We start from the raw sequence: 21,276 nt of genomic DNA, 5'->3' as shown, positions 1-21,276 counted from the left end.
GGGGGCCGCACCGATGATCTCCCGCACCTCGCGGCGGGCCCTGGCCGTGGTGGCCCTGCTGCTGCCGGTCGTCGTCCCGGCCGCCCCCGCTGTCGCCGTTCCCGCCGCTACCGCTGCTCCCGCCGTTGCCGCCGGGTTCGCGGCGGCCTGCCCGACCGACGGCGCCATCACCCAGCACTACACCGCGGAGCACAACGGCATCGACATCGCCAACAACCGCGGCACCCCGATCTACGCGGTCGGCGACGGCAAGGTCGTCATCTCCGGCCCGGTGTCCGACTACGGCCAGTGGATCCGCATCCTGCACCCGGACGGGACCATCACCGAGTACGGGCACATGCAGCGGCGGGACGTGTTCGAGGGCGACGACGTGCGGGCCGGCCAGCAGATCGCGCTGATGGGCAGCGAGGGCAACTCCACGGGCCCGCACCTGCACCTGCGGGTCTGGGCCGACCCGAACGCGTCCCAGCGCACCGACCCGGAGCCGTACCTCACGGAGCGCGGCGTCACCGTGCCCTGCGTCCCCGGGAGCGGTCCCCGGCCCGCGCCGCTGGTGTATCCGGCGGAGTCCGGCCGGGTGGTCTCGGCCCGGTCCGCGGACGGGCGCCTGGAGGTCTTCGCCGCCGGGGCGAGCGGTGTCTCGCACGCCTGGCAGACCGTGGTCAACGGCGCCTGGTCGGAGTGGGAGAGCCTCGGCGGCCCGGGCGGCGCCGAACTCGCCATCGGTCCGAACGCGGACGGCCGGCTGGAGGTGTTCGCCCTCAACGGCACCACCCTCCAGCACCGTTACCAGCTCCAGCCGTCGGGCGCCTGGTCCGGCTGGGAGGACTTCGGCGGCGGGGGCCACGACCTCGCCGTCGGCTCCAACCAGGACGGGCGGCTCGAAGTCTTCGCCTCGGGACCGGCCGCCGTCTTCCACCGCTACCAGACCGCGCCCAACGGCGGCTGGTCCGGTTGGGAGGGCACCGGTGGCGGCCCGGCCAACAGTGAGATCGAGCTCGGGAAGGCCCCCGACGGCCGCCTCGAGGTCTTCGCCCTCAGCGGCGACACTTTCCAGCACCAGTGGCAGACGGACGTCAACGGCGGCTGGTCCGCCTGGGACGCGACCTTCGGCGGCGGGGGACACGACCTCACCGTCAGCCACAACCGGGATGGCCGCCTGGAGGTCTTCGCCTCGGGACCGGTCGGCGTCTACCACAAGTACCAGACGAACCCCACCAGTTGGTCCGGTTGGGAGGCCACCGGCGGCCCCGCCGACTCCCGGCTCACCAGCGAACTGACCGCGGACGGCCGGGTCGAGGTGTTCGCCATCAACGGCAGTACGGCGCAGCACATCTGGCAGACCGCCCTGAACGCCCCGTACGGCCAGTGGGAGACCTTCGGAGGAGGCGGCACCGAGATCGGCGCCGCCGCCAACGCCGACGGCCGGATCGAGGTGTTCGGTTCCAACACCGACGGCGTCCACCACCGGTGGCAGACCGGCTTCTCCACCTGGTCCGAGTGGGCCTGGCTGAACACCACCCCCGGACCCGCCGTCAGTCTGAACACCACCCCCGGACCCGCCGTCAGTCGAGGAGCCACCCCGTGACCGGCCAGCAGCGCGCCCGCCGGGCGCCCCACCGTGCCCTGCTGTCCGCGATCGCCGCCCTGGGCGTCACGGCGGGCCTGACGGTCGCCGCCCCCTCCGCTCCGGCCGCCACCGGCAGCGACCTGTGTGCCGAGGTCGCCTACCAGGCGGGCTTCCGGGGCGAGGCCCTGGTGACCGCGATCGCCGTCGGCCTCGCCGAGTCCAGCTGCAACCCGCTGGCCTCCAACCGCGAGGGCAACACCCCGGACTACTCCGTCGACCGTGGCCTGTGGGAGATCAACGACCACTTTCACGGTGAGGTCTCCGACGCGTGCGCCTACGACGCCCAGTGCAACGCCGACCAGACCTACCGGATCTCCAACGGCGGCCTCGACTGGCACCAGTGGTCGACCTACAGCGCGCGCGCCCACGTGCGGCACCTGGAGGAGGCCCAGGCCGCCGTCGACCGGCTCGGCCACCACGAGCCCGGCCCCGCACCGCTGGAGTACCCGGCGGAGTCCGGCCGGGTGGTCTCGGCCCGGTCCGCCGACGGACGCCTCGAAGTCTTCGCGGCCGGGAAGAACGGCGTCTCGCACGCCTGGCAGACCGCGATCAACGGCGGCTGGTCGGAGTGGGAGGACCTCGGCGGCCCGGCCGGCGCCGAACTCGCCATCGGTCTGAACGTGGACGGCCGCCTGGAGGTCTTCGCCCTCAACGGCAGTACCCTCCAGCACCGTTACCAGCTCCAGCCGTCGGGCGCCTGGTCCGGCTGGGAGGACTTCGGCACCGGTGGCCACGACCTCGCCGTCGGCGCCAACCAGGACGGGCGGCTCGAAGTCTTCGCCTCGGGACCGGTCGGCGTCTTCCACCGGTACCAGACGGCGCCCAACAGCGGCTGGTCCGGCTGGGAGGGCACCGGCGGCGGCCCCGCCGACAGCGAGATCGAACTCGGCAAGGCCCCCGACGGGCGGCTGGAGGTCTTCGCCCTCAACGGCAGCGTCTTCCAGCACCAGTGGCAGACCGCCGTCAACGGCGGCTGGTCCGCCTGGGACTCCACCTTCGGCACCGGCGGCCACGACCTCACCGTCAGCCACAACCAGGACGGCCGGCTCGAGGTCTTCGCCTCCGGCCCGGCCGGCGTCTACCACAAGTACCAGACGGATCCGACCAGTTGGTCCGGCTGGGAGGCCACCGGCGGCCCCGCCGACGCGCAGCTGACCAGCGGGCGTTCGCCGGACGGCCGGGTGGAGGTGTTCGCCATCAACGGCAGTACGGCGCAGCACATCTGGCAGACCGGCCTGAACGCCCCGTACGGCCAGTGGGACACCTTCGGCACCGGCGGCACCGAGATCGGCTCGGCGAACAACGCCGACGGCCGGATCGAGGTCTTCGGCGCCAACACCGACGGCGTCCACCACAAGTGGCAGACCGGCTTCTCCACCTGGTCCGAGTGGGCCTGGCTGAACACCACCCACGGACCCGCCGCCGGCTGACCACACCCGGACCCGCCGCCGGCTGACCACACCCGGACCCCCGCCGACTGGCCACACCCGGACCCCCCGCCGGCTGACGACGCCGGAAGCCCCGCCGGAAACCCTCTGGAGCGCAGCGATGCACCCGATCAGCAGGCGCGGCCTGCTGCGGGCGGCCGGAGCGGGAGCCCTCGTGCTCCCGCTCGCGGGCCGTACCGCCCCGGCGGCCTCCGCCGTCCCCGCCGTCCCCGCCGGCGCCGTCTGGGTCGGCGCCGGCCCGTTCGACCACGTCTACGACCCGTCCACCGCGCGCCGCCGCTACCTCAACGACCACACCCTGGTCCAGGCCGACGGGCGCTGGCACCTGTTCAGCATCGTCGGCGACAGCGCGCCGCCCGGGCAGGCGCCCGACAGCGGGGCCGAGGTCTCGCTCGCGCACGCCTCGGCGCCCTCCCCGTCCGGCCCGTGGCGGAGCCACCCGGACGCGCTGACCGTCGACGCCTCGTACTTCGGCGAGGAGCACCTGTGGGCCCCGCACGTCGTCGAGTCGGGCGGCGTGCACTGGATGTTCTACGCGGCGGGCGGACGCGCCGGGGCGGCGGTCAACGCCGCCACCTCCACCGACCTGTCCACCTGGACGAGGCTGCCGTCCGGTCCGCTGTTCCGCGGGACCGCCGCCCGCGACCCGATGGTGCTGCGGATCGGCGCCGAGTGGGTGATGTACTACACCGAGCTGTCCGCCCCCGGCGGTTGCCATCAGGTCTGCTACCGGCGCTCCGCCGACCTGCTGACCTGGGGCGAGCCCGGCGTGGCCTTCGCCGACGCGGCCACCACCGCGGACGGCGTCTCGGTCACCGAGTCGCCCTTCGTGGTGGCCCGGGACGGCTGGTACCACCTGTTCATCGGACCGCGCAACGGGTACGAGGGCACCGACGTCCTCGCCTCCCAGGACCCGTTCCGCTTCTCCCTCGACGGCTACGCCGGCCATGTGCCCGGCCACGCGGTGGAGGTGGTCACCGACGGGCGGCAGTGGTGGGCCAGCGCCGCCGGCTGGTTCCGGCGCGGCCTCTACCTGGCCCCGCTGGACTGGCGGTCCACCCCGCCGCCCTGGCAGAGCCCGGACAACCCCGTCGCCGCCCCGGACGTCCACGGCCGACTGACCGTGTTCGCCCTCGACGCCGCCGACCGGTCGGTGCTGCGCCGGGTCCAGACCGGCCCGGACACCGACACCTGGTCGGACTGGGAGGTGTTCGGGACACCCGCCGGCGCGGTGCCCGTCCTGGGCCGCAACGCCGACGGCCGGCTGGAGGTGTTCTCGCTCGCCCCCGATGGCGCCGCCCTGCACCACCGCGTCCAGCGGGGCGACGGCGGCTGGTCGGACTGGGAGGCCTTCGGCGGCCCGGCCGGCGCCGCCCCCGCCGTCGCGCGGAACGCCGACGACCGGCTGGAGGTCTTCGCGCTCGCCCCCGGCGGCGCCCTGATCGCCCGCCGCCGCCAGTCCTCGCCCGGCTCGACCGGCTGGGACGACTGGGACCCGGGCTTCGGCGGCCCGGCGGGCGCGCCGCCGGCCGTCGCCGCCAACGCCGACGGCCGGCTCGAGGTGTTCGCGCTCGCGCCCGGCGGCGCCGCGCTGCTGCACCGCTGGCAGACCACGCCCGGCGGCACCTGGTCCGCCTGGGAGCGCTTCGGGACGCCCGCCGGGGCCGCGCCGCGGGTGGCCCGCGACGGCACCGGGCGGCTGAACGTCACCGCGATCGCGCCGTCCGGCACGGCCGCCTTCCACCGCCGCCAGTCGGTGCCCAGCGGGGGCTGGGACGCCTGGCAGCCGCTGCTCGGCTGGTCCACCGCCGCGCCGCCGGTGATCGCCGGCTCGGACGGCCGGCTGGAGGCCTTCACCCTCTCCCCGGGCGGCGAACGCCTCGCCCACCGCTGGCAGTCGGCGCCCGCCGGAGCCTGGGCACCGACGGACGTGCTCGGCGAGGACTTCGGCGAGCCCGGCCTGGTGCTCGCGGCGCCGCCCTCGGCCGCAGCCGACTCCACCGGGCGGCTGCACGTCTTCGCGGTGGCCGAGGACGGCCGGGTGCGCACCCGCGTCCAGGACCGGCCCGGCGGTGGCTGGCGGCCGTGGGCCGCCTTCGGCGACCGGCCGGTGGCGCCGCTGCGGTCGGGGGCGCCGATGGGTGCGGTGGCACCCGTGCGTTCGGGGGCGCCGATGCGCTGACCGAACGCCTGTACCCTCCGCTCCCGCTTTGTCAAGTAGCCTGCGGCATCCGGTTTATTGTCGTACGCGAAGAGGTACCGTTCGTCCGTCCGGCAAGAGCCGGCGCGCGAAACGGGGGAGCGGTGCGCGGGACGGAGGAACGGTGAGCGGGATTGTCGTCCACCTGCCGGAGGGGAACGGCGACGACACGGTGACCTTACGGCTCGGTCCGGGAGAACGGGCCCGCTTCGGCCGGGGCTCCGCCCGCATCCCCGTGGAGCTGCGCCTCGGCGACGAGACCGTCTCCCGACTGGCCGGCGAGATCCACGCGACCGACGACCACTGGCAGTTGAGCAACCTCAGCAACACCCACGCCTACCTGGTGGAGAACCCGGAGGGCGCCGGCGAGTACCTGCGGGTGCCGCCACGGCGGATCGGCGCGCCGATCCCCTTCGAGTTCTCCCGGGTGGTGCTGCCCTCCCGGCGGGAAACCCCGCTCTCCTTCCAGGTGTTCGCGCCCGACCACGTCTACCTGGACCCGGACGCCCACGGCGGCTCCCGGGAGAGCCGCACCATGACGGCGTACTCGCTGGACGAAACCGCCACCTACTTCCTGGTCCTGGTCGCACTCTGCGAACCGTGGCTGCGCGACCGCTCCCCGGCCGCCGTCCCCACCACCCCGCAGGTGGTCGCCCGGCTGCACGGCCACCCCGCCTGCGCCCGGCTCACCGCCCGCGCCGTCAGCTCGCACCTCGACTACCTCGCCGACGAGAAGCTCCGCATCGACCTGCCCGACGGAGACCGCGCGGACCGCCGCAGCGGCAAACGCGAGGCCGTGGTGGGGCTCGCCCTGAAGTTCGGCATCGTCCGCGAGGAGCACCTCGCGCTCCTGCCGGCCCCCGAACCCGCCCGCACCGGACGGTAGGGAGGGGCGGAGATGCCGCAAGACTCGGCCCTTCCCGGGGAGGCCGTCCCGAGGGAGGGCGTCCCCGGGGAGGGCGTCCCCAGCGAGGCCGTCCCCGAGCAGGACTTCCCCGGGGACGGCGAGGAACTGCTGCCGGCCGGCCACCGGGTCGGCGAGTGGACCGTCACCGGGCTGCTCGGCGAGGGCGGCTGGGCGACGGTCTACGCCGCCCGCCGGGCCGACGGCGGGGCCGGCCGCGCGGACGACGCGGACGGCACGGTCGCCCTCAAGGTGCTGCCGACCGCCGGGCTCGCCCCCCGCCAGGCCCGCCAGGTCGCCGAAGCCGCCCGCCGGGAAACCGAGTTGGGCCGCACCGCCCCGCACCCCCGACTGGTCCGGCTGCTCGACACCCTCGTCCTGGCCGCCCCCGACCAGCCCACCCTCGACGGCGCGATCGTCCTCGTCATGGAACGCGCCCGCTGCACCCTGCGCGACCTGCTCGCCCTCGGCGTCGACGAGGCCGAGGGCGCCCGGATCGTCACCGGCATCTGCGAAGGCCTGGCCCACCTGCACCGCTCCGGCTGGGTCCACACCGACCTCAAACCGGAGAACGTCCTCATCGGCGCCGACGGCGAGGTCCGCCTCTCCGACTTCGGCCTCGCCATCGAACTCACCGGCACCCACGGCCACTGCTCCCCGATGGGCACCCCCGACTACCTCCCGCCGGAACGCTGGACGGAGCCACTCGGCGAACACGGCGTCAAAGTCCGTACCACAGCGGACATCTGGGCGCTCGGCATCGTCATCCACGAGGTCTTCGCCGCCGGCGGCCGCCCCTTCCCCGGCGTCACCCCCACCGCCCGCAGCGCCGCCGCCCAGCAGTACGCGGAAGGCCGCGCCGCCCTGCGACTGGCCGCCGCCGTCCCCCCGTTCTGGCGCGCCCTCGCCGCCGACTGCCTCGCCCCCACCCACGCCGCCCGCGCCCCGCACACGGCGGAGAGCCTGCTCGCGCGCATCCGCGCCGACCGGGGCCCGCGCCGCCCGCGCCGTCCGAGCACCGCTTTGCTGGCCATCGCCTCCTGCGCCACGGCCGCCGTCACCGCCACCGCCCTCTGGCCACACCCGGAACCGCCGCCCGGACAGCCCGCCCACGTCCGCGTCTTCAACGCCGAACGCGGCTGCCAGGACCGCACCGACCACGACCCCCAGTGCAGCCTCGGCCTCGCCGTCGACCCCCTGCGCCCCTACACCGCCGACAACGTCGGCCCCGTCCGCGTCTGGCACAACGACACCCTCGACGCCGACTGCCAACTCCCCACCGGCCTCCCCGTCATCAACGAGGAAGACCTCACCTCCACCCTCTGGTACCGCATCCGCCTCCCAGGCCACACCCCCGCCTGGCTCCCCGCCGTCCGCACCCGCGACCGCCCACCCCTGCACCCCTGCCCCTGACCGGACAGCCAGAACGGCCCTGCGCGCCAATGGCCTTCCCGACCCCGGCCGCGAGGTCGCCACCGTCCTACGGCCGCGCCGCCGCCGACCAGGCCCGTCGCGACCGCGCCCGTCCCGTCCGCGCAGTGGGTGTGCGGGACGGAACGGGCGGGACATGCCCTGGCGGCGGGCTGCCAGGTGATCAGGACGTACCCGTCACCGCCGGTGCTCACAGCGGTGTTCCTGGCGCTGCCGCCACCGGTACCCGACTGGTCGTCCGGGCCGGGCGGCGGTGCGCCGCCGTTCTCGCCCCTGCCCCGCCGCTGCTGCCGCCGGTGCCGCTGCCACCGCCCCGGCCCGCGCCGCCGCTCACGCCTCCGTCCCCGCCCCGGAGGATCCGGCGATCGCAGAACCGTTGTGAACGCGGACGAAGGTGTCCCCGCCATTGCGGGGCCTCGCGCCGACGGACCCCGCCGTCCCCGCGTCACCGGGTTCGGTCGGGCGCAGAGTGGCGCCCGCCGCACCGCCCCCACCACCTGCACCGCCACCGCCACTCCGACCTTCGGGGACGTCGCCCCGGCCGACGATGACCGCGAGGCGTATGCCCGGGGTCACCGGCACGGCGGTGCTGGCCAGGGCCGCTCCGCCGCCCCCGCCGCCACCGGCCCCTCCGGCGCCGCCGCCGCCCGTGGCGCTACCGAGGAAGGTCCAGTTACCGCCTCCTCCTCCGCCCCCACCCCACCTCCGCCACCGGGCGCGCCCCCGCCCCCCGGGCCGAGCGCGTACAGGTTCAGCGAGGTGACGCCCTCGGTCACCTTGAAGAGGTAGATGTCGGCCTTGCCGTACGCCTGCTGGCCGTGGGGCTGGTCGGCCAGGGCGGGGAGCCCGCCGTCCTCGGGACGCGGGGTGGGCGGGAGCCGCCGCCGCGAGCTGGCAGCACAACGCCATGGGCACCCCGAGCAGCACGCCCGGCCGCCCGAGCGGAAGCACCCGGTGCGCACGGGAGCGCCGCACCGGAGGCACGACGGACGACGACGAAGCGGAACCACGGACGGGCCCGCACGATCCACGGAGTCTCATGGTCCCCTTGTGGCCGGACCTCCGGGGCCGGTACCCGCCGATCGCCCCTGGCGGTGCATCAGAGCAGGCAGAGCGCGGGCGTGCGAACGAAGCCGCACGCCCGGGGTTTCCCAGGGAGACGTCCAGTATGTCGCCCCGGCAGGGGAGTTGCATCCCCAGGAGCCGCCGGCGCACACTCCCGTGTAACCCGTCGGTGGGCGGGCTGGAGGCCACTCTGTACCCTGGCAGCCCGCTACGGCGTTGCAACCGGCTCTACGGAACGCCCGGCATCCAGTTCCGGGCGCACGGGCCGATCGTGCCCGCCGTCAAGAGGCACGCCTGCCGGGACGGCGGCGCTGCCCGGGCCGGCGCAGCCGGGCACTGTTCCGGCCACCCCCCTTCGGACGCGGCTTCGGGGCACGGTCGAACCGAGCCCTCGACCGCTTCAACTCGGCCACCCGACGCGACGATCGCCGGGTACGGCGCGGGCGCCGTACGGACGGCTCCACCGTTGTACCGGGCGGCAGATCCGCCCGCCGCCTGGCGCGGCCCTTGATGAACTGAAGGGACCACTCCAACACGATGCTCAGGACTACTCCCGCGGCCTTGACCGTAGCTTCGTCCTGCCACAGTAACTCGATAAACTGCACTTCTATCCTCCAGTGATTCGACAAGCTGGAGGGGCGTAGATCACGCGGCCGGGCCGACACCCAGCTTGTGGGTGCCCACCCCGGAACGACCGGCCGCGTCGGCCCTCCCGGGAGCCCGGGGAACCAGAGGCACCCGGAGCCGGGAGACTCCACAGGCGATGGCCAGCGGCTCCGGCGCACCCTCGGTCCCCGACCTCAGGACGCACGCGGCAGCTGGCGGAGGATCTGTTCGGGCTTCCAGCCGCCGCCGGCGGGTGTACAGCGGGGTGAGGGGTTGCGGTCCCTGAACGCGCCGCTCGCGGTGCCAACCCGGACGCATCGCTGCGGATGGCACTACGCGGGCAGCCGCAGCGCCCGGCACGACGGCGGCCAGCAGCGCGTCGACGAGCACGAGAACGGATTCCGAGACGTTCACCTGGTCATCCCCCCCACGGGACAGAGGCCTTGGCGACAAGCCGCGCGTGGTGCTGGGGTCTTCGCGCTCAAGGCAGCATCAGTATCGGTTGGTTGTTCATAGATCGGTCCGAGGCCTGCTGGCCGTTGGGCTTGGCTGCCGCATCCGACAGTTGATAAAGCCGCAGGTGAGAGGCTAAATGTCGGATGATGAGTGTGGTTTGGGAGCAGTCCTGCCCGAGGCTGATGTCACCCGATCGTGGGACGCCTGTCTTGATAGGTGGGCCCTCGCGATGCCGATGAGCTCATCAACGAACTAGATGACTCGCTCCGATGAAATCAACCTGCGAGCAAGTTCGGGAGCAGTGGCACCGGGAGCGGACTGGCACCGCTCATGGGTGATTACGTCGACCCTGAGCGTTGGTCGCGGAGCTGTCGAGACTGGTTCGGATGAGCGTGTTGGCCAGCGGCGGTGTCCGCCCGAGGACTTCACCGCCGCCAGCCTCGACCGACTCTATGGCGCGCGTCGACCAACTCTATGGCGCGCTCATTGCAAGCCCTCCAGGGCTGATGAGAACGAACCTGACCAGCGCCACGACGGGCACCGAACTAGCGTCGGCCCGCCAAGGCTAGCGGCCTTTGTCGGAGCCCACCAACGTCGTGTCCTTCAAGGCTGATCAGGGTCTCTGCGGCGCTGAACTGCCCTCCCCAGTGAATCGCGTTGGAAGCCGTCCAGGGCTGATCACCACCTGCGGGCCACGGTTGCCGCGCTGCTCCGCGCCACGGGGTTGCGAGCCCTCCAGAGCTGGTTGCGACCCCGACCTGGGACGCTCTGATGCGCGCCCTGGTCATGTTACGAGCCCTCCAGGGCTGATCACCACGCGAGCGCGCCGACCGCACCGCCCCGAAGACCCTCACGTTGCGAGCCCTCCAGGGCTGATCACCACGAGCTTCTTCAACAACTGGTTCGTCGCGCCCTGGGAGTTGCGAGCCCTCCAGGGCTGGTTACGACTGCTGTTCGTGGCGAACTGCGGCTGCTCGGTCGCCCGTTGCGAGCCCTCCAGGGCTGATCACCACGATGGTGACGGTCACCGGCCGGATCAACGCCGGTGGGTTGCGAGCCCTCCAGGGCTGATCACCACCCGAGGGTAAAGCACCAGGTCCAGCGGTGTGCCCGATTTGCCTCCGGCGATGCCGTTGCGGCGACTCGGCGGTAGTGCATCATCGCAGGTCAGAGCGCTTTGGGTCTGCTGCCTCTGAGGGTGGACGCTGTTCCCGTCGCGGGGCTGGCGGCGGTGACGCCGGGGCCTCTAGCACATATGGCTGGCTATTGCTCCAAATCGTGAGGAATGCGGTGTCGATCGTTTACGCCCAACTACGTTGCGGCGTGTTCGGGTTGCGGCACGCGGGTCGGGAGAGTCTGGTGCGGGTGAGGGTCGATGTGACGCCGGATGCGTCGAGTGTGCGGTGGGAGGACGTGCACGGGGCGGCGCGGGGTGTGGTGTACGGGTTGCTCAGTGGGCAGGACGAGGCCCTGGCACAGGCCCTGCACGACGGCGGGTGGCGGGGGAAGCCGCTGAAGCCGGTGGGGGTGGCCGGGCCGCTGTTTCTGGGGGCGCCGCGGAAGAGGGGCGTGTACTCGACGTCGCGGGACGGTTCGGTGTGGTTCGGGTCGCCGGTGCCGGAGATCGCGTCCGTGCTGGTGCGCGCGCTGGCGGGGGCCGATGAACTGGTGTGGGGCGCAACGCGGTTGCGGGTGCGCGGGGTCGCGGTGGACATGGATGCGGTGCTGCCGGCGGGGGAGGGGTCGGTGGAGCTGGAGACGATGACGCCGGTCGTGCTCAAGCACGAGAGCTGGAACCTGCTCCCGGGCGACGAGCACTACCTCGACCGCCTCCAGCACAACCTGGCGCACAAAGCGGACGTGTTGGGCCTGCCGGCCCCGCACGGTCTGCGGGTGCTGGAGGCGGGCCCCCGGCGGCGGTTCACGGTTCGTGGGGCGCCGCGGATCGGGGCGCGGGTGCGGGTGGCGATGGAGGCTGACGGTCGGTTCGTGAACGCGATCCGTTCCTGGGGGCTGGGCTTGGACACGATCCAGGGCTTCGGGTGGGTACGGTGACGGCCCTCGTCGCGTCCGGTCATCCCTTGCAGCGGGCGGGTGCCTGGGCCGTGGCCGTCATCGCCGAGCGCGACGTCCCGGGCCGGGTGAGCGCCGCAGACCTCGACGCCATGGCGTCCGTCCTGGTGGCGGACGTGCTGGCGGCCGCGACGGCACCCAAGGACAGCGGCGGCCGCTACGACTGGTGGAAGGTCCTGTTCGCGCTGTACCCGAACTCGAAGGCCACACACAGCAAGCGGCCCTCCGACCCGAACGTGCTGAGGCCGGACATCGAAAGGCTCTTCGCCCCGGACGCCCCGCAGTCCGGGCCGGTGCGGCCGTGCACGTTCTGCGGCGCCGGTACGGTGGTGGTCTGGGCGAAGTCGAACCTCCCCCTGTACGACACCAGCAAGGCCCTGAACACCCTGCCGCCCGGAGTCCCCGGCTGGCCGGTCTGCCGGGGGTGCCGGATCGCGATGTGGACGCTGCCCTACGGCGCCTGGGTGACGGCCGGTTCGGCCACCGTCTTGTCCTGCCAAGAGCAGGATACCGAAAGGGAGTTCGCCCGCCGTAACGTACGGCGTGCCCGTCGCGTCATGCAGGCAGGCTTCACCGGGATGCCCGCCGGGGCCAGGCCCGAGCTCGTCGTCCTCGCCGCGCTGCGGGACGCCACCGACGGCCTGTGCGCGACCACCTTGTGGAGCTTCAAGAACGACAACCAGGAGCCCTGGCTGCGCGTCACCCGCACCCGGCGCGCTGTCCCGGCCTTCCTCGCCACCGTCGACGGCAACGCACCGCTGCGCCGTGGCTGGCACCTGCTGCGTCGTGCCCTGGCCCGGCCGGACGCCGGGAGGAGCGGCGCGAGTGAGGCGGCGCGGCTGCTGTTCGAGGCGGAGGACGGGCGGAGCCGCCCGCTGCTCGGGCAGCTGCACCGCCTCCTCGCGGATCCCGACGGCGCGTGGAGCGTCGATGACCGCGAGGCCCTGGTCCGGCTCGCCTTCACCTACGCCGAGGAGGTCTTCGGAATGGAAACGGATCTTGAACCGGTGGCGACGCTGATCGCCGACTGGATCGCCCAGGACGGCTCGCGCGGGCGCCTGGCCGAGTACCGCAGGGCCGCGCTCAACGACTACCAGCTCGGCGCGCTCATGGTGAAGGCCTACACGCGTCTGCAACTGGACGGGAACAAGACGCCGTTGGCGGGCCCCGAGCTGTGGAAGCCGCTGATCGGGCGCCGGCCGCGCGCCTGGGAGCAGCGGATGCTCCTGTTCGCGCTGGTGTCGGTGATGCTCCAGCGCCGAGGGGTCGCGATCAGCGGCAAGGAGCCCGACCCGCAGCAGGAACGCGAGATCGAGGAGCTGGCGGAGCAACCGGCGTTCGGCGTGGACGCCGAGGACGAGTACGACGCATACGAGATGGAGCAGGCGTAGATGGCTTACCTGGCAGGGATGATGGTGCTCTCCGTGCAGGCCGGGGCACCCAACAACGGGCGGAGCGAGGAGACCGTGTCCCGCGTCAAGTTCGCGCGGATCAGGGGCCGCAAGTACCCGTACGTGTCCGCGCAGGCGGCGCGTCGCTGGATCCGGGAGACCATGGTCGAGCGCGGCTCGGTACCGTCCCCCGTCACCCGGGTCGGCAAGGCGCAGGGCAAGGCGCAGAAGGCCAACACCCAGGCGGATCCGGTCCGTTACGCGGACGACGACCTGTTCGGCTACATGCGGGCGGGTGCGAAGAAGGACGACGCGGCGACCACCCTGCGCGACAGCCCGTTCATGCTCGGCACCCTGATGTCCGTCGAACCCGCCTATCCGACCGAGGATTTCGGCGTCATGTCCCGGGGGGTGACCGAACCCGTCCTGCACGGCCACGAGTTCTACACCGCCGACCTCGCCGCGCCCTTCCTGCTCGACCTTCCGAGGATCGGCACGTTCACCCTGCCCGGCGCGGACGGGGTGGGCCGGCCCAACTACCTCACCCAGGAGCAGGCGCTCCAGGTGGCGGAGGCCGCCGCGCTCGGCGCCACCACCGGCCCGTTCCGCGACCAGCCGGCTGTCCGGCTGCCGTTGGAGGAGCGGCGCCGCCGGGCCGCGCTGCTGCCCGAGGCGATCGCGCACCTGAGCGGCGGGGCGAAGCAGGCCCTGCACTACGGCGACCGGGTCCCCGCGCTGATCGTCCTGGTCGCCTTCAAGGGCGGCATCAACCCGCTGGGCCACGTGATCGACAGCGACCCCGACACGGGGGTGCGGGTGCGCGGGGACGTCCTGGTCCAGGAGCTCGAAGCGTGGGCGGGGGAGTGGGAGGGGCCGGTACGGATCGGTTGGCGGCCCGGCTTCCGCGACCAGGCGCGCGAGGTCTTCGAGAAGCAGTGCGAGCGGCAGCTGGCCGAGGGCACCATCGTCGTCGACCACCCCCGGACTGTTCTGCTCAAGCTGGCGGAGGAACTGCGCGCGGGCGAGCTGGACGGTTGGTTCGACGACCCGGAGCCGCGATGACCCCGGCGCCACCGGGCGGGCCGGTACGGGCCCTGCGTGCGACGTTCCACGCGCCCGTGGCCTCCTTCCGGGACCCGCTGTTCCCCGGTGTCACCCGCGTTCTCCCGGTGCCGCCGCCGTCCACCGTCCGCGGGCTGCTGGTGGCCGCCACCGGCGCGTACGCCGAACCCTTCGTCCTCGGCATGGCGGCCTGGTCGGAAGGCCACGGCACCGACACCGAGACCTACCACCCGATCGCCGCCGACGGCAGCAACCCGTCCGCCGGCGGCCGCATCCGGGCCGGAAAGGGCGGTACGACGGCCAAGGACCGGCCCTTCCTCGCCGACGTCCACCTGACCCTGTGGCTGCCCGAACCGGGAGCGGACGGCGACCGGTTCGCCCGGGCGCTGCGTCGGCCTCGTCACGCCCTGCGCCTGGGCCGCTCCCAGGACCTCGTCCACCTCACCGGACTGGCCCACGTCGTCCTCGAACCTGCCGAGCGGGCGGTCGTCGGCCACGCCCTCGCCCCCGCCGACGGCCACGACGTGCCCTCCGCCCACGAGCACCGCCTCGCCGACACCGTCTCCGCCGACCGCCTCACCACCCGCTGGTCGCCGTACCTGTGGTGCGACGAACCCGCCGGGGCGGCACCGGTCCGCGGCGCCTACCGAGAAGCACCCACCAGTAACGAGGACACCCAAGCCGTATGGCTGCTGACCCCCTGACCCCACCCCTGACCCCACCCTTGGCCCCACCACGAAGGCGCGCCCTCACCGACCTGCGGGCCAAGTCGCTGCCCCGGGAAGACCCCGAACGCCTCACCACCCACCTGCGGACCGTCCACGACGCGGTCGCCCAGCTGGAGGCGCGCATCGGGGCCGCCGGCATCATCGCCACCGAACCGCAGTTCTGGAGCCTCGTACGCGTCGCGGCGCTGCTGCACGACGCGGGCAAGATCGCCGAACTGTTCCAACGGCAGGTCGAACCCGGCGGCAAACCCTGGGGCGAGCGCCACGAGGTCCTCTCCCTCGCCTACGTCGACCTGCTGGCCCTGCCAGCGGGGTGGGGCAGCGAGGAGCGCCTGCTGATCGCCACGCTCGTCGCCGGCCACCACCGGCCGCTCCACGCGGCGTCCTCCCTCGGCGGCGGCAAGCCCGCCCTGTCCCGCCTCTACAACGAACGGACCCGCTGGGACGAGGCCTTCGGCCACGTGCCCGGCCCGGACGGCCCACGGCCGCAGGTCCCGCGCGGCCTGCACCAGGAACTCCTGGCCTGGCTGGCCGGCTCCCTCGGCACCGAACCCGCACCACCGGGGCCGAACGACCCGGTGCTCGCCGACCGGGCCCGCCTGCTCCTCCAGGACGTCCTCACCGCCTGGAGGCTCCCGGTGAAGGCCCACCAGGGCCTGCTCGCCGTCCTGGCCCAGGGCGCCCTCACCCTGGCCGACCACGCCGGCTCCGCCCACGTGGACCTCCAGACCCACATGCCGCTGCCCACCGACTACCTCGCGCGGCTCCCGTACCCGCCGCACCGGCACCAGCACGACGCCGGTACGACCGTGGGCCACCTCGTCCTCATCGCCCCCACGGGCAGCGGCAAGACGGAGGCCGGACTCTCCTGGGCTGCCCGGCAGTTGGCGACGATGGCGGGCATGCCCAGGGTGGTGTGGACCCTGCCCTACCGTGCCTCCCTCAACGCCGCCCGACGCCGCTTCCAGCACACCCTCCACCCGGCCGCGGGGGAGAAGCAGCCCGACATCGGCCTCCTCCACGGCGCCCTCGCCCGTACCCTCCTCACGGAGGCGTCGGAGGACGACTGCTGTAGCGGCCCCACCAAGGACGACGCCCGCAAAGCCCGCGCCCGTGCCAACGCCATGCGCCTGTTCACCCAACGCCTGCGCGTCGCCACGCCCCACCAACTCCTCGCCGCCGCCATCGCCGGGCCCACCCATTCCTCCGTCCTCCTCGAACAGGCCAACTCCCTGTTCGTCCTGGACGAACTCCACGCCTACGACCCCGAGACCTTCGGCCGGCTCTGCGCCGCGATGCGGCTGTGGGAACAACTCGGCAGCAGGATCGCCGTGTTGTCCGCGACCCTCGCCCCGCCGCTGCTGACCATCGTCGACGAGAGCCTGCACCAGCCCGTCACCTGCCACCGGGCCGAGCCCGGGACGGCGCCGGTGCGGCACCGACTGGTCGTCGACGAGCTCGCGCTGACGGACCCGGAGAGCATCGCGCGGCTGGAAGGGTGGATCGACGAGGGGCACAGCGTGCTGGCGGTCGTCAACAGGGTTGCCGCGGGGCAGGCCCTCTTCGCCGCCCTCGCCGACCACGCCCGCGAGCAGCACCCCGACGACCCGGACGCCGCGCTGCTCCTCCACTCGCGCTTCAAGAACAAGGACCGCGACGAGATCGAACGCCGACTCCTGAAACGCCACCGCGAGCGCCGGTCCGACGACGCGCCGCGTCGAGGCGGTCTGGTCGTGGCCACGCAGACGGTGGAGGTCTCGCTGCAACTCGACTTCGACCGGGGCGCGGTGGAGAACGCCCCCATCGAGGCCGTCGCCCAGCGCGCCGGACGCGTCAACCGTCGGGGCCTCCACCCGGACGGGGCGGTCGAGTTCCGGGTCCACCGGACGGACGGCCACCGCCCGTACGACCAGGGTGCGGTGGAGGCCGCCTGGTCGGCGCTCACCACCCTGGCAGCGGAAGGCGCCACCGACCTCAGCGAACAGGACATCGACCGCCTCCTCGCCCTCGCCTACGACACCGACTGGGGCCACAGGTGGGCTGAGAGGGCTCGGGAGGCCCGCGACGGGTTCACCGCCGAGTTCCTCACCTTCGCCGACCCCTTCCACGACCGCACCGAGTACGCGAAGTCCCTCGGCGAACGCTTCGACACCGTGGAGGTGCTCCTGGAGGAGGACACCGAGGAGTACCGCCGACTCGCGGTCGGCAGGAAGGCGGACCCGCTCCTCGCCGCCGGACTGCTCATCCCGCTGGGCTACGGGCAGTTGAAGACCTACAGCCACGCGTTCGACCGGTCGCTAGGCGTCCATCTCGTCAAGGGCGAGTACGACCCCGTCCTGGGCCTCCGCCCGCCCGCCGAAACGGAGACGATCCTGTGAAACCCATCCCTGCGAGTCCACTCGGCGACGACCAGGGCCTCGGCGGCGTCCACATCAAGTACCTGCGCCACTGCCCGCGCCAACTCTGGCTCTACACGCGCGGTTACCGGCCCGAAGACGGCAGCGACCTCGTCGCCTTCGGGGAGGTCGTGAGCGAGACCACGTTCACGCGACGGCGGGACGTCGACCTCGGCGAAGCCCGCATCGACTGGGTCACCGCCGGGGCCGTCATCCACGAGACCAAGTCCTCCCGCAGCCCCTCGCCCGCCCACGACGCCCAAGTCCGGCACTACTGCCTGCTGTTGGAGCGCCGAGGCGTCAACGTGCGCGGCGGCACCGTCCACTACCCCCTCATCCGCCGCACCACCGATGTCCCCTGGAACGAAGAGGCGCGGGAAGCGGCCGAGACCGCCGAGGACGAGGCCCGCGCCGTCATCGCCTCGGCCGAACCCCCCGACCGCCGGACCCGTGCCGCCTGCCGCGGCTGCTCCTACCTCGACTACTGCTGGGGAGACTGATGCCCGCCGTCGGCCGTACCTACTGGCTCACCGGACCCTGCCGCATCCGCCGCGAGGACGACAGCATCCGCATCGAGCGTGCCGACGGCAGCCCCGTCCGCATCCCCATCACGGACATCCGCGACCTCGTCGCCTTCGAGCACGTCGACCTCAACACCTCCGTGATGTCCCTCCTCAGCCGCCACGGCGTCACCGTCCACATCCTCGACCACTACGGCAACTACGCCGGACACTTCGCGCCCGCCGAGGCCATGTCCTCCGCCACCGTCCTCCGCCGACAGGTCGAGATCACCGGCGACCCCGCGCAACGCCTCCCGGTCGCGCGCGGACTCCTCCTCGCCACCGCCGAGAACCTCCGCTGGGCCCTCGACACCGACCTCCTCGACCCGGCACTCGAAACCCTGCGCACCACCCTGCCCGACTGCCACGACACCGACGAACTCATGGGCCAGGAAGGCAACTTCCGCCGCACCGCCTGGGCCGTCCTCGACACCCGCCTCCCCGCCTGGCTCCGCCTCAACGGCCGAACCCGCCGACCACCCACCAACGCCGGCAACGCCTTCATCAGCTACCTCAACGCCCTCACCTACGCCCGCGTCCTCACCGCCCTGCGCAGCACCCCACTCCACCCCGCCATCGGCTTCCTGCACAGCGACACCGACCGCCGCCGCAACACCCTCGCCCTCGACCTCGCCGAACCCTTCAAACCCCTGCTCGCCGAACGGCTACTGCGACGGGCCGCCAGCCAGAAGCACCTCAAACCCAGCGACTTCGAGACGGAAGTCGGCCGCGCCGCACTCAGTGCGGACGGCCGCAAGAAGATCGCCGCCCTCGTCCGGGAGGAACTCGCGACGACGGTGTACCACCGGACGCTGAAGCGGAAGGTCAGCTACGAGGAGCTCATCCACCTCGAAGCACTCAAGCTCGTCCGGCTGTGTCTGGAAGGCACGCCGTACAAGCCCTTCCGGCCCTGGTGGTAGCCGCCGATGTTCGTCATCCTGGTCTACGACACCGCAGCCGAACGCAACCCGAAAGTGCTGAAGACCTGCCGCAAGTACCTCCACTGGACCCAGCGCAGCGTCTTCCACGGCGAACTCACCGCCGCCCAGTACCGCGCCCTCACCCACACCCTCAATAGCGTGATCGACCCCAGCTACGACAGCATCGTCACCTACACCGCCCGCTCCCCGGACATGATCGACAGGGCAACACTCGGCGCCACCCTCGGCGGGCCGGGCGAGATCCTGTGACCAGTGCCGCTGCAGTACCGGCCGGTCGCCGCATTTTCATTGCCTGCGGTGGCGCCCGCAGGTACTTTGACCTTGGGCTTTACCCTCGGGTCGTGATCAGCCCTGGAGGGCTTGCAACTCCGCGAGGACGGGCCGCCCCAGACGGGCGGCCACGTCGTGATCAGCCCTGGAGGGCTTGCAACTTGCCGCGGATCGACTCGTCCTTGACCTCGGCGTGTCGTGATCAGCCCTGGAGGGCTTGCAACAGGGGGCGTACACGATGTCCCAGTACTCGACAACCACCGGTCGTGATCAGCCCTGGAGGGCTTGCAACACCGCCTGAACGCCTTCCTCGCGCCCTACACCGCCGTCGTGATCAGCCCTGGAGGGCTTGCAACTCTTGGGGGCGCCGGCCTTTGGCGAGGCCAGCAACCCGTCGTGATCAGCGCTGGAGGGCTTGCAACCGGTTGGCACGCCAGGCGGTCACCGCCGAGTGGATGCTGTCGTGATCAGCCCTGGGGGGCTTGCAACACAACGAGGACCTGGAGGAGGGAGAGGCCTGCCGCTGGTCGTGATCAGCCCTGGAGGGCTTGCAACCCGCACCGATCGGCGGCCAGCAGTGGACCCCGGCCGTCGTGATCAGCCCTGGAGGGCTTGCAACGGGAGGCGCAGCGGTCCGCCCTTGAGTACGGAGGTCGTCGTGATCAGCCCTGGAGGGCTTGCAACACCGCCTGAACGCCTTCCTCGCGCCCTACACCGCCGTCGTGATCAGCCCTGGAGGGCTTGCAACTCTTGGGGGCGCCGGCCTTTGGCGAGGCCAGCAACCCGTCGTGATCAGCGCTGGAGGGCTTGCAACCGGTTGGCACGCCAGGCGGTCACCGCCGAGTGGATGCTGTCGTGATCAGCCCTGGGGGGCTTGCAACACAACGAGGACCTGGAGGAGGGAGAGGCCTGCCGCTGGTCGTGATCAGCCCTGGAGGGCTTGCAACCCGCACCGATCGGCGGCCAGCAGTGGACCCCGGCCGTCGTGATCAGCCCTGGAGGGCTTGCAACGGGAGGCGCAGCGGTCCGCCCTTGAGTACGGAGGTCGTCGTGATCAGCCCTGGAGGGCTTGCAACATGCCGAGGGTCTTCAGCCCGACGACCGCCTGCCGGGTCGTGAGCGGCCCTGGAGCCGTAACGGGTCCAGGGCCGCTCACTGCCGGTCAGATGCGGATGGCCGTGAGGACGTGGTAGTCGAGGAGGCCGTCGCGCCAGGCGGGGAGGAAGTGGCGGGTCCAGTGGGCGGCGGGGACGGCGTCGGTGAGGTAGCGGTCGAGGCCGGGCCAGACGTCGGCGCCGATGGATTCGGTGGTGATGTCGGTGAAGCCGGTGCGGGTGAGGGAGGTGGTGAAGTCGTCGAGGGGGTGGGCGATGTCGAGGCCGTCGGCGAAGCTGGCGAGGAGGATCTTGAGGCGTTCGGCGACGTCGGGGCCGGGGGCGGTGAAGAAGGTGGCGACGACGAGCCGGCCGCCGGGGCGCAGGACGCGGGCGGACTCGCGGGCGAAGCCGGTCAGTTCGCGGAAGTGCTGGGCGGCCTCGACGGAGAAGACGCCGTCCAGATAGCCGTCGGAGAAGGGGAGTTCGTCCGCGGAGCCGAGGGTGTACGCCAGCCGATCGGGGTACGTTGCCAGGGCTCTCGCGTTGACGGCGCGGGCCCGTTCGATCTGGTCGGGGTGGATGTCCACGCCCGTCACGCCCGCGAACCGGAACTCCCGCAGGGCGAGGGCGGCGCCCAGCCCCCGGCCGCAGCCCACCTCCGCCAGCCGCAGCCGCTCCCGCGGCTCGGGGAACTCCCGCAGCACTCGCCGGTACATCTGTTCCTGGCTGCGCACCCGGTCCTCGGAGGTCGGGTCGGCGAGGTCGATCCCTTGCCAGTAGCCGAAGTTGATGAAGCCTCCGGCGAACGACGGGGCGGTGCTGAGGTCGTCGACGCCGTACGTCCGGCGTACGGTCGGGGGGATGCGGTTGTGGTCCATGGGCCGCTGGGTCTCCTGCTCGGTGGGCGCCCGGCCGTCGGGCGCGCCGAGGTACGTACCCAAACCTGTGGTGGTCCGAACACGGTACGTGATGGCGGAGCGTCCAGGGAGCGGTGGGGGAGCGTGGTGGTGCTCCGAGC

Annotated in this window: 14 protein-coding genes and 2 CRISPR repeat arrays; of the genes, 13 read left to right on the top strand and 1 reads right to left on the bottom strand. The window is 72.7% G+C overall.

Annotated elements, in window-relative coordinates; all coding sequences use genetic code 11:
• Positions 1-13 precede the first annotated feature (13 nt).
• The 13 genes from ACFRQN_RS09715 to cas2 all read left to right on the top strand — a co-directional run bounded on the left by ACFRQN_RS09715 (position 14) and on the right by cas2 (position 19,140).
• A complete protein-coding gene (locus ACFRQN_RS09715; protein ID WP_380739503.1) occupies positions 14-1,588 on the top strand; it encodes a peptidoglycan DD-metalloendopeptidase family protein in 1,575 nt (524 codons plus the stop codon).
• Positions 1,585-3,060 (top strand): hypothetical protein, encoded by a 1,476-nt coding sequence (locus ACFRQN_RS09710; protein ID WP_380739501.1) that lies wholly within the window; start codon positions 1,585-1,587, stop codon positions 3,058-3,060. Before ACFRQN_RS09715 ends, ACFRQN_RS09710 begins: the two co-directional genes overlap by 4 nt.
• 118 nt (positions 3,061-3,178) lie before the next feature.
• A complete protein-coding gene (locus tag ACFRQN_RS09705) occupies positions 3,179-5,260 on the top strand; it encodes a glycosyl hydrolase family 32 (protein ID WP_380739499.1) in 2,082 nt (693 codons plus the stop codon).
• 142 nt (positions 5,261-5,402) lie between these two features.
• Complete coding sequence (locus ACFRQN_RS09700) at positions 5,403-6,164, top strand: serine/threonine protein kinase (protein WP_181970501.1); 762 nt, start codon at positions 5,403-5,405, stop codon at positions 6,162-6,164.
• 12 nt (positions 6,165-6,176) lie between these two features.
• Positions 6,177-7,595 carry a serine/threonine-protein kinase gene (locus tag ACFRQN_RS09695; protein ID WP_380739497.1) on the top strand — a complete coding sequence of 473 codons (1,419 nt, stop codon included), beginning with the start codon at positions 6,177-6,179 and terminating at the stop codon, positions 7,593-7,595.
• Between the two features lie 2,801 nt (positions 7,596-10,396).
• A CRISPR array of direct repeats spans positions 10,397-10,818; the repeat unit is 21 nt; unit sequence GTTGCGAGCCCTCCAGGGCTG.
• Between the two features lie 212 nt (positions 10,819-11,030).
• On the top strand, positions 11,031-11,795 hold the full coding sequence (cas6, locus tag ACFRQN_RS09690) for a CRISPR-associated endoribonuclease Cas6 (RefSeq protein ID WP_380739495.1): 765 nt from the start codon (positions 11,031-11,033) through the stop codon (positions 11,793-11,795).
• A 50-nt stretch (positions 11,796-11,845) separates the two neighbouring features.
• Positions 11,846-13,204, top strand: a complete 1,359-nt coding sequence (locus ACFRQN_RS09685; protein WP_380739492.1) for a hypothetical protein — start codon at positions 11,846-11,848, stop codon at positions 13,202-13,204.
• Entirely contained in the window at positions 13,205-14,266 is a 1,062-nt protein-coding gene (gene cas7i, locus ACFRQN_RS09680) for a type I-B CRISPR-associated protein Cas7/Cst2/DevR (protein ID WP_380739490.1), read from the top strand. It begins immediately after the preceding gene.
• A complete protein-coding gene (gene cas5 / locus ACFRQN_RS09675) occupies positions 14,263-14,970 on the top strand; it encodes a CRISPR-associated protein Cas5 (RefSeq protein WP_380739488.1) in 708 nt (235 codons plus the stop codon). Before cas7i ends, cas5 begins: the two co-directional genes overlap by 4 nt.
• Positions 14,952-17,372: a CRISPR-associated helicase Cas3' gene (cas3, locus tag ACFRQN_RS09670; protein WP_380739486.1), complete on the top strand. Its 2,421-nt coding sequence runs from the start codon at positions 14,952-14,954 to the stop codon at positions 17,370-17,372. Before cas5 ends, cas3 begins: the two co-directional genes overlap by 19 nt.
• Entirely contained in the window at positions 17,369-17,890 is a 522-nt protein-coding gene (locus tag ACFRQN_RS09665) for a CRISPR-associated protein Cas4 (protein WP_380739484.1), read from the top strand. Before cas3 ends, ACFRQN_RS09665 begins: the two co-directional genes overlap by 4 nt.
• Positions 17,890-18,870, top strand: coding sequence for a type I-B CRISPR-associated endonuclease Cas1b (gene cas1b / locus ACFRQN_RS09660; RefSeq protein WP_380739482.1), 981 nt, complete (start codon positions 17,890-17,892; stop codon positions 18,868-18,870). Before ACFRQN_RS09665 ends, cas1b begins: the two co-directional genes overlap by 1 nt.
• A 6-nt stretch (positions 18,871-18,876) precedes the next feature.
• Complete coding sequence (gene cas2, locus ACFRQN_RS09655; protein ID WP_049652019.1) at positions 18,877-19,140, top strand: CRISPR-associated endonuclease Cas2; 264 nt, start codon at positions 18,877-18,879, stop codon at positions 19,138-19,140.
• An 89-nt stretch (positions 19,141-19,229) separates the two neighbouring features.
• Positions 19,230-20,302: a CRISPR direct-repeat array (repeat unit 29 nt; unit sequence GTCGTGATCAGCCCTGGAGGGCTTGCAAC).
• A gap of 21 nt (positions 20,303-20,323) precedes the next feature.
• Here the strand turns inward: cas2 and ACFRQN_RS09650 are convergent.
• Positions 20,324-21,199: a class I SAM-dependent methyltransferase gene (locus ACFRQN_RS09650; RefSeq protein WP_234348398.1), complete on the bottom strand. Its 876-nt coding sequence runs from the start codon at positions 21,197-21,199 to the stop codon at positions 20,324-20,326.
• Positions 21,200-21,276: the final 77 nt, after the last annotated feature.

The organism is Kitasatospora sp. NPDC056800, from assembly GCF_042789775.1.
Lineage (GTDB): Bacteria > Actinomycetota > Actinomycetes > Streptomycetales > Streptomycetaceae > Kitasatospora.
This window is presented reverse-complemented; position numbering and strand designations above follow the sequence as displayed.